This is a genomic window from Pedobacter sp. 01T416_2 (genome assembly GCF_056398925.1).
Genome location: NZ_JBFTQI010000105.1, coordinates 1 through 10805, shown reverse-complemented (window position 1 = coordinate 10805; position 10805 = coordinate 1). Strand labels below are relative to the sequence as shown.

9 protein-coding genes, 1 pseudogene and 1 riboswitch are annotated in these 10805 nt (G+C 43.0%); of the genes and pseudogenes, 8 read left to right on the top strand and 2 right to left on the bottom strand.

All coding sequences use genetic code 11. From position 1 onward, the window contains the following. Positions 1-198: pseudogene (locus tag AC1DPQ_RS06760) on the top strand (hypothetical protein); the annotation flags it as partial. Positions 199-220: 22 nt separating this feature from the next. Here AC1DPQ_RS06760 and AC1DPQ_RS06755 read toward each other — a convergent pair. Both AC1DPQ_RS06755 and abc-f read right to left on the bottom strand, forming a co-directional pair. Continuing rightward, on the bottom strand, positions 221-1522 hold the full coding sequence (locus AC1DPQ_RS06755) for a leucine-rich repeat-containing protein kinase family protein (RefSeq protein WP_477584197.1): 1302 nt from the start codon (positions 1520-1522) through the stop codon (positions 221-223). Between the two features lie 51 nt (positions 1523-1573). Continuing rightward, positions 1574-3160 (bottom strand): ribosomal protection-like ABC-F family protein, encoded by a 1587-nt coding sequence (gene abc-f / locus AC1DPQ_RS06750; RefSeq protein WP_477584199.1) that lies wholly within the window; start codon positions 3158-3160, stop codon positions 1574-1576. 872 nt (positions 3161-4032) lie between these two features. Then, positions 4033-4121: riboswitch (TPP riboswitch) on the top strand. Between the two features lie 64 nt (positions 4122-4185). Between abc-f and thiS the strand changes: the two genes are divergently transcribed. The 7 genes from thiS to moeB all read left to right on the top strand — a co-directional run bounded on the left by thiS (position 4186) and on the right by moeB (position 10596). Continuing rightward, positions 4186-4389, top strand: coding sequence for a sulfur carrier protein ThiS (thiS, locus tag AC1DPQ_RS06745; protein ID WP_029277981.1), 204 nt, complete (start codon positions 4186-4188; stop codon positions 4387-4389). Positions 4390-4530: 141 nt separating this feature from the next. Then, positions 4531-6414, top strand: a complete 1884-nt coding sequence (gene thiC, locus AC1DPQ_RS06740) for a phosphomethylpyrimidine synthase ThiC (protein ID WP_477608499.1) — start codon at positions 4531-4533, stop codon at positions 6412-6414. A gap of 6 nt (positions 6415-6420) precedes the next feature. Then, on the top strand, positions 6421-7026 hold the full coding sequence (locus AC1DPQ_RS06735) for a thiamine phosphate synthase (RefSeq protein WP_477582426.1): 606 nt from the start codon (positions 6421-6423) through the stop codon (positions 7024-7026). Between the two features lie 10 nt (positions 7027-7036). Further along, on the top strand, positions 7037-7672 hold the full coding sequence (locus AC1DPQ_RS06730; RefSeq protein WP_477582424.1) for a thiamine phosphate synthase: 636 nt from the start codon (positions 7037-7039) through the stop codon (positions 7670-7672). A gap of 11 nt (positions 7673-7683) precedes the next feature. Beyond that, positions 7684-8454 (top strand): thiazole synthase, encoded by a 771-nt coding sequence (locus AC1DPQ_RS06725; protein ID WP_477582422.1) that lies wholly within the window; start codon positions 7684-7686, stop codon positions 8452-8454. Further along, positions 8441-9565, top strand: coding sequence for a 2-iminoacetate synthase ThiH (gene thiH / locus AC1DPQ_RS06720; protein ID WP_477582421.1), 1125 nt, complete (start codon positions 8441-8443; stop codon positions 9563-9565). Before AC1DPQ_RS06725 ends, thiH begins: the two co-directional genes overlap by 14 nt. Then, positions 9559-10596 (top strand): molybdopterin-synthase adenylyltransferase MoeB, encoded by a 1038-nt coding sequence (gene moeB / locus AC1DPQ_RS06715; RefSeq protein ID WP_477582419.1) that lies wholly within the window; start codon positions 9559-9561, stop codon positions 10594-10596. The genes thiH and moeB overlap by 7 nt, the downstream gene beginning before the upstream one ends. The last annotated feature ends 209 nt before the right edge of the window (positions 10597-10805 follow it).

The window sequence follows — 10805 nt, the reverse complement described above, 5'->3', positions numbered from 1 at the left end:
AATATGACTAAAGCAAGTAAAGAGGATGACATAACCAAATGGAAACAAGTGCAAATAAAAGAAGGCTTTAATTCTGAAATTGCAAAAACTTTTGGTATTAATGCTTTGCCTGGTAATATCCTATTAAACGATAAAAGGCAAATAATAGGCATTAATGTTTCTGATCAAACGTTGGAGCAACTTATCTTTACAAAATAATTCGAAAGATAAGTTTTTGCTTTTAAATCTTCACCAACGCATCAACCAAATCCTGAAAACCAGGCCTGTTTAATGGTGATGCAACTAAGCAGGCGTCTCTTAAGGTACCCAAAGCATTCGAACACGTTTCGCTTACCGTTTCGTTTTTTAACGAAAGTAAATCATCGAGCAGGTAACCATAAGCGCTCACTTCTATCCGCTCTAAAGCGGTGGCAAGTGTAACCTCAGCCTGATCATAAAAACTTGCAGCACCAAAATCGCCGAATAAAGTACTGCCCTCATCATCAATCAGGATATTGTGCGCATATAAATCGCCATGCATAATCCCGGCCTCGTGCAATTGCGCGGCTAAGGAGGCAATGGTTTTGGCAATACTCAGCAACTGTTTTTCCGACAGCTGCATAGCTTCAGGGAAAACATCCCTTGTACAACTTTCTAAACTCGGCGGATTACCCAGGTTATAAAAATGATGAGGAATGAGGTCCATCACCAGTCCTTTTTTATCTTCAGGGTGCAGGGCAATCTGCCCGATTAAATTAACCAAACCAGGGTGGTAACCCGCAGCAATGTAGGCCGTCATTTCATCTTCCGGCAAGCCATCGCTGGTTACATTGCCCTTAAATAATTTAACGGCTACCTCCTGGGTTTCATCACCAATAGTCCGGTTTGCTTTCGAAATAATACCCGATGCGCCTTCACCCAATAAATGGTTAATTTCTAAATCGTGCCAATTAATTAACGAAAGTGTTTCTACAGCAGGAGTTTTACTAAAGTTGTTCCCGGAAAATGCAATCCACGAAAGTTTAGGCATCATGGCAATCCATTGTGGCAGCTCATGCAGTTTATTAGCAGCAATCCGCAGTAACGATAAATTTTGGCAATTACTTAATTCATCAGGCAATTGCACCAAACGGTTGCCCGATAACATCAGCTTTTGCATCCGCGTACACTGCCCAATCTCTTTTGGCAATTCGGCAATGTTATTGTTTGTTAAAATCAGCCAGCGAAGATTAGGATTCAGTGATTTTGCAGGCACCGTTTTAATCTGGTTAGATTTAAAACCTGCAATATCCAGCAAAGGGCAGTCGGCCAATTGCTCAGGCATAACCGTGAAAAGGTTTTCTGAACAGAAGAAAATCTTCAATTTCTTTAAACGGCCAAAATCTGCCGGTAATGCACTTAATTTATTAAAAGATAAATCCAGCACCTCCAAAGTATCGGCCAACTCGAATATTTCGTTTGGAAACTCGGTTAGGTTTTCAGAAATTTTTAACGATACTGCTCCTTTAAGTTCGCCACTTTGTAGTGCTAACAGGTTTTGCATAGGTATACTGGTTTTAATTATTTGGAACGAAGATAAGGCTATATATTTATTTTAAAGATCAATGCTATGTTCCACATAAATTTGGTTAAGAAAATATTCATCATGCGATATGACTAAAAGCGTTCCCTGGTATTCGTTAATGGCCGCTGTTAAAATTTCTACATTCTGGATATCGAGGTTATTGGTAGGCTCATCCAATATAATCAGGTCGGGCGATTGGTTGCTGATGGTTAACGAACAAAGGATCAACCGCATTTTCTCGCCGCCACTTAAGGCCGAACAAGGTTTGTTCCAATCGGTTTTGCCAAACAAAAACCGGTTTAAACGGATTTTTACTTCATGCTCCTGCAATGCACCAGAGTTATATTGCTGGGTCTGTTCGTCAACTGTAAGTTGATTATCGATCAACGAATAATCCTGGTCAATATACATGGAGCTAATGTCTGCTTTGTTTAAACTTCCCACCAAGGGCTGGAGCTGCCCCAAAATAAGCTTGATCAAGGTGGTTTTGCCCGATCCGTTCCGGCCCCTTATCACGTAACGCTCAGCACTAAAAATCTGAAAACTAAGCGGCTCCTTCCAAAGTAGTTGATCGTGAAAAGCAAAATTGACCTCCTTAGCCTCAACAATACTTTTCCCTTTGTGCAGCCTGGCTTGGTTGAAACCGATCTTCATTTTGTCTGCATCAGGCAGCACAGACCTGAGCAGGCTTAATTCAGCAGAAATATGATCGAGCTTTTCGGTATGCACGGCCTTTAATTTTGCTGTACTTTTTTCTGCATTATTTTTTAACGTATTCATCGAAATGGTCGGCAATCCAGCTTTTTCCTGTTTTTTCTTCCCTTTGGCATCAAGCTTCTGCTGCCGCTCGATCGATTCCCGCTCCACTTCTTTAGCTTTGCGCAACGCTTTTTCCTTTGCTTTTAAATCATTGTTCAAAGCAGTATTTTCAATTTTCTTTTGCGCAGCATAGAAATCGTAATTTCCGCCATAAATGGTTATTCCCCGCTTACTTAGCTCGCAAACTTTCTCAATCTGGTTCAATAAAGTACGGTCGTGACTCACCACCACCAAAGTTTTCCTGGTCAATCGGATATAATCGTACAACCTGTTTCTGCCTTCCTGATCCAAATGATTGGTCGGTTCATCCATCAAAACAATATCCGGACGGTGTATCGCGATGCCAGCCAAAAATACGCTGGTTTTTTGTCCCCCGCTTAAACTTTCCATTTTTTGGTTTAAGTCTAAACCCTCCAATAGCCAATAACTCAAAGCTTCCGCGCAACGTTCCTCAATGGTCCAGTTATCGTTGAGTATAGTCAAATTTTCGTCGGTTACTTCTCCGTTGAGGATTTCGTTCAATGCTTTTAGTTTATCTTCAATCCTGAGTGCCTGCGCAACGGTAAAATCATTAAACTGACCAAAAAGCTGTGGCACATAATAAGGCACCGATTCCGTTTTAACATATCCGGCAGTTGGCCTGAGTTTACCCGACAAAATTTTTAAAAGTGTCGATTTCCCTGCCCCATTATGACCAATGAGTGCAATTTTTTCGTATTTGTTAATGGTAAGATTTAAGTCTGAAAACAGTAAATCTCCATTAGGATGGATGTAGTTAGCCCCTTGTAGAATAAGCATAAATTTCTTTTTTTATTGTAAATAATTGCAGGAACGGATCCGCTCTGCTGGTTATCTATTTTCTGAAAAGAAATGAATCTTACATGTATGGGGTGTTTTGGTGATGCTGCAAAGGTAAGGAATTTTTGCATTTTGCGAAAGGCGGGTGGTGTGGATTAGTTAATTAGTCCATAGTCTTTAGTCTGAAGTCGGTAGTTTGAGGCGCGAAGCGAGCTTGTACTGCGCAGAGTTAAAAGTGAAGGATCTTTTTAATTAACCAAAGACATAGAAGATCATACAAGCTCAATAGCTTTATATTTTCTTAAATCCTTTAAATGGTAAAAAACTTTACGCCCAGCTCTGCAACCTTTACGCCTTCACTCTGTTCCTTTGCGGTTAAAAAATATGGATGATGGATGATGGGGGAGGGTTATGTCTGAAGTCATGAGTCGAACAACGTGTCATTCACCAATATTTTTATTGAACCATATAAGACATAGAAGGTTCATATAAGCTCAAGGATCTTATATTTTCTTACATTCCTTAAACGGCAAAGAACTTTACGCCTAGCTCTGCGGCCTTTGCGCCTTCTCTTTGTGCCCTCTGCGGTTAAAAAAAAAGAAAAGATGGATGAGGGAGTTTAGTCCGAAGTCGGGAGTCTGGGATCGAAGATTGAGTGGTGAAAATTTTGTTTTAATCGTTCCAATTGTCATCCTGAAAGCATTGAAGGATCTTTTTCCGATGTTACACCTAATTAGTAAAGATCCTTCGTTACGCTCAGGATGACAATTTTGTACTCTTCCACCCCCTATCTCTATATTATCGTTAGCTCTTTATAGATTTTATCTATATAAATTTAAATTTGCATTAGAAATTTAATCGCATATATTTACAAAAAACTTTAGGGGTGCCTACGTGCTGAGAAATACCCTTTGAACCTGATGCAGTTAGTACTGCCGAAGGGAAAAGTGAAAGCAATCTTACATTGCTGTCTTTTCGATCTCCATTTTGGGGCAATCTCTATAGTTTTTCCAATTTTTTAAAATATGGAAGTAACTATAAACAATCAAAACTATCTGCTCAACGAAGCCTGTTCCATTGAACAGATGCTTGCTGTTGTCATTTCAACCGAAACAAACGGCCTTGCCATTGCCGTAAACCAAACCATTATTCCCAAATCAGACTGGGCAACCCATGTATTAAATCCAGCCGATCAGGTTATACTCATAAAAGCCACGCAGGGAGGATAATAGAATGAATAAATTTTGAATGATTGAATGTAAAGCATAGCCAATTCACTCCTTTCTGTCATTCAATCATTCTCTCACTCAATAACTCTCAATCCCTCATTCAATCACTCATTCAATCACTCAATAATTGATTCTACTGATATGAAACAAGAAAAAACACCGAACCAAGAGGTGATCAGCCGCAGTCCTTTTCCGGCCTCACGCAAAATCTTCGTACCTGGAAAAATCCATGATATCCAGGTGGCCATGCGCGAAATCAGTTTATCGGAAACCAAAATCCATAATGGATTTGGATTAACCGAGCCTAATCCGCCTGTTACGGTTTACGATACCAGCGGACCATATACCGATCCTAATGTTGTTATTGATGTAAAAAAAGGCTTACCGCGCCTAAGGGAACAATGGATTAAAGAAAGACTTGATGTGGTAGAACTTGCTGAACTATCTTCTGCTTACGGACAACAGCGCCTGGCCGACGAGAAGCTTGATGCCTTACGCTTTAATTTCACTAACAAACCCTACAAAGCGCAAGTCGGTGCCAATGTATCTCAAATGCATTATGCAAAAAAAGGCATCATTACGGCCGAAATGGAATATATCGCCATTAGGGAAAACCAACAGATCGAACTGTTAAATGCGCAATTGGGCGATCAGCACGATGTAATGAACCACCAGCACCAAGGCAATAACTTTGGCGCAAATACACCAAAAGGCTACATCACACCCGAATTTGTAAGGGCAGAGGTAGCAGCTGGCAGGGCGGTAATTCCCTGCAATATCAATCACCCCGAACTCGAGCCCATGATTATTGGCCGAAACTTTCTGGTAAAAATTAACGCCAATATCGGTAACTCGGCCGTAACCTCTACCATCGAAGAAGAAGTAGAAAAAGCCGTTTGGGCCTGCCGTTGGGGGGCCGATACCATTATGGATTTATCAACAGGGAAAAATATCCACGAAACCCGCGAATGGATTATCCGCAATTCGCCTGTGCCCATTGGTACCGTTCCTATTTATCAGGCTCTAGAAAAAGTAAACGGAAAAGCCGAAGACCTCACCTGGGAAATCTTCCACGATACTTTAATTGAGCAGGCCGAACAGGGCGTAGATTATTTTACCATCCATGCCGGTGTACTGCTCCGTTATGTGCCTTTAACCGCTAAAAGGATTACAGGTATTGTTTCGCGTGGCGGATCCATTATGGCCAAATGGTGCCTAGCCCATCACAAAGAAAACTTTCTGTACACCCATTTTGAGGAGATYTGCGAAATTATGAAAGCGTATGATGTGGCCTTTTCGTTAGGTGATGGTTTAAGGCCTGGCTGTATTGCCGATGCAAATGATGCTGCACAGTTTTCGGAGCTCGAAACGCTTGGCGAACTCACTAAAATAGCCTGGAAACACGATGTACAAACGATTATAGAAGGTCCTGGGCATGTACCCATGCACCTGATTAAAGCCAATATGGAAAAACAGCTCGACCATTGTGGTGAAGCGCCATTTTACACTTTAGGCCCTTTAACTATCGATATTGCGCCAGGTTACGACCACATTACCTCAGCCATTGGCGCTGCCATGATCGGCTGGTTTGGCACAGCGATGCTCTGTTATGTAACCCCTAAAGAACACTTGGGCCTGCCAAACAAAAAAGATGTTAAAGACGGTGTAATTACCTATAAAATTGCCGCACATGCAGCCGATTTGGCCAAAGGCCATCCAGGTGCGCAATACCGTGACAATGCTTTAAGCAAGGCCAGGTTCGAATTTAGGTGGGAAGATCAGTTTAACCTCTCACTCGATCCAGATACCGCAAAAGAATTCCACGATGAAACCTTACCTGCAGAGGGTGCCAAGATTGCACATTTCTGTTCCATGTGCGGCCCGAATTTCTGCTCGATGAAAATTACGCAGGATGTGAGGGAATATGCCGCAAAACAAGGTGTGGAAGCAGAGGCGGCTTTAGCACAGGGCATGCAGGAAAAATCGAAAGAGTTTACCCAAAAAGGAAGCGAAATTTATTCTTAAACCGCTATGGAATTGATTGTAATTGCCAAGCCTACTATTTTTAAAGAAGAATGTCATCTTGTAAACCAGCTTTTCGAAGCCGGTTTACAGATTTTCCATTTGCGCAAGGAAAATGCCGATGAGGCCGGTTACCGTAAAATTGTGGAAGGGATTTTACCGGAATACCATCCCCGCATTGCTTTACACTATTTCCATGCGCTGGCAAACGATTATAACATTAATAGAATCCACCATACTGAAAGCTTTAGAAAAAATATTACGCCTAATACCCCGCCGCCACAAAAGCATATATGGAGCACATCTATTCATCAGTTATCAGCTATAGATCGCATTAGGCCATACCAGTACAGTTTTTATGGCCCGGTATTCAACAGCCTTTCCAAGCCAGGTTACATGGGGGTTATTCCTCCAGGTTTTCATTTAAACAAGCCTAACAGCAATACAAAATTAATCGCTTTGGGTGGTATTGGCTTCAACCAGATCGATCAGGTAAAAGAAATGAATTTCGATGGTATTGCGCTATTGGGCTGCATCTGGAACGATCCCGCTCAAGCTTTAATCAATTTTAAAAAAGCACAGCAACATTGCCTTGCTTACCATCAACCGTTTTAAAAACATCGCTATGATTTACCCATTACAATATATTTCGCAAGCACCCCGAACAGGTACCCATTTAGATGCCATTGAGCAGGTGCTCCAAGCTGGCGGAAAGTGGATCCAGCTGCGCATTAAAAACCAGGCCGAAGCCGAAATCCTGCCTTTTGCAAAAGCCGCGCAGGCGTTATGCGAAAAGTATGGTGCCAAACTTATCGTAAACGATTTTCCGCACCTGGCAAAAGCCGTAAATAGTTATGGCGTACACCTGGGCCTGCAGGATATGCCCATTTCCGAAGCCAGAAAAATTATCGGCAAACACCAGATTATCGGCGGTACAGCGAATACCTTCGAGCACATTTTGCAAAGGGTAGCAGAGGGTGCCGAGTATATTGGCCTTGGGCCCTTTAGGTTTACCCGGACCAAAGAAAACCTGAGCCCGGTTGTGGGCTTAGCGGGCTACCACAAACTAATGGAAAAAGTACGAAAAGCTGGAATTAACACCCCCATTATTGCCATAGGTGGCATTGAAGCAGCTGATATTCCTGCTATACTCGAAACTGGGATTTACGGAATCGCCATCTCGGCAGCGCTCACCAACCAAACACAAACGGCTGCGGTTATTGAAGAAATCAACAGCAAGTTCAGTATTCATTCGATTTAAAAATTACAGATATGTTAACCATAGCAGATCAAACCTTTAGCTCTCGTCTCTTTACCGGTACCGGAAAATTCAGTTCTGCCAAAGAGATGGAAAGTGCCTTAATTGCCTCGGCCTCCGAACTGGTTACCGTAGCGCTCAAACGTGTAGATTTAAAAGGCAAGGACGACGATATCCTTCATCACCTTAAATATCCGCACATCAATTTATTGCCCAATACCTCTGGTGTGCGCAATGCAAAAGAAGCCGTTTTTGCCGCTCAGCTGGCACGCGAAGCCTTAGAAACCAACTGGATCAAACTGGAAATCCATCCAGATCCGAAATACCTCATGCCAGATCCGATCGAAACCTTAAAAGCCACTGAAGAGCTGGTTAAACTCGGTTTTGTGGTTTTGCCTTATATCCATGCCGACCCGGTTTTATGTAAACGTTTGGAAGATGTGGGCACGGCAGCAGTAATGCCGCTGGGCTCCCCAATTGGCAGTAACAAGGGATTAAGAACGATCGATTTTTTAGAGATTATCATCAGCCAGAGCAGGGTCCCGGTAATTATTGATGCCGGGATAGGTGCGCCATCTGATGCAGCCAAAGCCATGGAAATTGGTGCTGATGCCGTTCTGGTGAACACCGCCATTGCCATAGCCAAAGATCCAACCAATATGGCTATTGCCTTTAAAATGGCTGTAGAAGCTGGCAGAATGGCTTTCGAGTCTAAACTAGGTGCTCAAACACACTATGCTGCAGCAAGCAGTCCACTAACCGCATTTTTAGATGAAGAGCTTTAACGAGGTATTCGAATCCCACAATTGGGACGATACTAAAGCCAGTATTTACGATAAAACAGCTGCAGATGTAGAACGGGCATTGCGCAATACTCAGCGCGATCTGGAAGATTTTAAAGCACTTATTTCTCCCGCAGCGCTGCCTTATCTCGAAGATATGGCGCAGCTTAGCCAGCGATTAACTTTAGACCGTTTCGGCCGGGTAATCCAGATGTATATCCCGCTTTACCTTTCCAACGAGTGCAATAATATCTGTACCTATTGTGGTTTCAGTTATGACAATAAAGTAAGGCGCAGAACGCTCAACCCAATGGAAATTATGCAGGAAGTTGCGGTAATTAAAGGAATGGGTTACGACCATGTTTTACTCGTTACCGGCGAAGCCAACCAGAGTGTGCACACCGATTACTTTAAAAAAGTATTAGACCTCATCAGCCCACATTTTGCCCATATATCCATGGAGGTGCAGCCTTTGGATGTAGCCGACTACGAAACCCTTATTCCGCACGGGTTAAATACCGTACTGGTTTACCAGGAAACCTACCACCAGGATGATTACCGGAAACACCATCCAAAAGGCAAAAAATCAAACTTTCTGTACCGCTTAGAAACGCCTGACCGTTTGGGGCAGGCCGGGATCCATAAAATGGGGCTTGGCGTATTAATCGGACTGGAAGACTGGCGTACAGATTCATTTTTTACGGCCCTGCACCTCTCTTACCTCGAAAAACAATATTGGCAAAGTAAATTCAGCATTTCTTTCCCCAGGCTGCGCCCCTTTAGCGGCGGTTTAGAACCTAAAGTAGTGATGAACGATAAGGAATTGGTGCAACTGATCTGTGCTTACCGCTTATTCAACAGTGAAGTAGAGCTGTCTATTTCTACCCGCGAAACCGTAGCTTTCAGAAACCAGGTGATTAAGTTGGGTATTACCGCTATTAGTGCCGGTTCTAAAACCAATCCAGGTGGTTACCAGGTAGAACCGCAATCTTTAGAGCAGTTCGAAATATCTGACGAGCGCTCGGCGCAGGAAATTGCAGCCATGATCAGAAAACAGGGTTATGAGCCCATTTGGAAAGATTGGGATATGAGTTTGATCCAAAAATCATGTTAATAAAAGAAGAACTGAACCGTTACAACCGGCAGATGATCCTGCCCGAACTGGGCCCCGCCGGACAGGAAAAGCTAAAAGCCGCCAAAGTATTGGTTATCGGCGCAGGTGGTTTGGGTTGCCCGGTATTGCAGTATTTGGCCGCAGCAGGCATAGGAACAATCGGCATTGTAGATGATGATGTGGTAGAATTGAGCAACCTGCACCGGCAAATTTTATATAACCATACCGATATTGGGCAACCTAAAGCAAAAATTGCCGCAGCAAAACTCCAATTGCTTAATCCGCATGTGGGCTTCAGCGCCTATCACGAACGTTTTAGGGCCGATAATGCGGTAAATATTTGCGAGGATTATGATCTGGTAGTCGATTGCTCGGATAATTTTACCACCCGCTACCTGGTGAACGATACCTGTGTGGCTTTAGGCAAAACACTTATTTTCGGTTCTATTTTACAGTTTGAAGGCCAGGTTGCGGTATTTAACCACCAGGGCGGTGCAAACTATAGAGACCTCTATACAGCACCACCAACTGAAAATATTAACTGTGTAGAGGGCGGGGTAATCGGCATTTTACCTGGCCTAATAGGCCTGTATATGGCCAATGAGGCCCTAAAATTAATCTGCGGCTTTGGCGAAATACTTGCAGGCAAACTGATGACTGTTAATGCATTGAACAATGCCCTGCTGGTATTTAAAATTGCCTCAAAAAAACCAACCGATACCGCAAAACCAGCGCCTGCCAAACCCGATAAAGCGCTACCAGAAATCGATAGCACAACATTAGATCGCTGGCTGGAAACCAATGCTGATGAAGTTTTTTTAATTGATGTACGCGAAAGCTACGAACATGAAGACGGCAATATTGGAGGCATCAACCTTTCACTGTACGAACTCAGGGAGTCGCTTGCAGCTATCCCAAAAAACAAAAAAGTAGTGTGTTATTGCCAAACCGGGCAAAGAAGCAAAATGGCAGTGCAGTTATTGGCGGGGGTTTATGAAGGAGAAGTATATAGTTTGAAGGAGGGGATGTAGTTCAGTTGAGAAAAGTCGTCATCTCGACGAAAGCAACGCGGAGCGGAGAGATCTTTAAACTAGAACTAATTTTTAACCACAGAGGGCACAAAGAAAGGCACAGAGGCCAGCAGAGCTGGGGATAAAGTTTTTTAATATATAAGTCTCTTCTAGGACGCTACCATTGCCAGGCTCCAATAGAAAAGTCGTCATCTCGACCAAAGCAACGC

Excerpts from the sequence above, each read along its gene's own strand:
- AC1DPQ_RS06755 (WP_477584197.1), bottom strand. The coding sequence starts at position 1,522 with ATGCAAAACCTGTTAGCACTACAAAGTGGCGAACTTAAAGGAGCAGTA.
- abc-f (WP_477584199.1), bottom strand. The coding sequence starts at position 3,160 with ATGCTTATTCTACAAGGGGCTAACTACATCCATCCTAATGGAGATTTA.
- thiS (WP_029277981.1), top strand. The coding sequence starts at position 4,186 with ATGGAAGTAACTATAAACAATCAAAACTATCTGCTCAACGAAGCCTGT.
- AC1DPQ_RS06735 (WP_477582426.1), top strand. The coding sequence starts at position 6,421 with ATGGAATTGATTGTAATTGCCAAGCCTACTATTTTTAAAGAAGAATGT.
- AC1DPQ_RS06730 (WP_477582424.1), top strand. The coding sequence starts at position 7,037 with ATGATTTACCCATTACAATATATTTCGCAAGCACCCCGAACAGGTACC.
- AC1DPQ_RS06725 (WP_477582422.1), top strand. The coding sequence starts at position 7,684 with ATGTTAACCATAGCAGATCAAACCTTTAGCTCTCGTCTCTTTACCGGT.
- thiH (WP_477582421.1), top strand. The coding sequence starts at position 8,441 with ATGAAGAGCTTTAACGAGGTATTCGAATCCCACAATTGGGACGATACT.
- moeB (WP_477582419.1), top strand. The coding sequence starts at position 9,559 with ATGTTAATAAAAGAAGAACTGAACCGTTACAACCGGCAGATGATCCTG.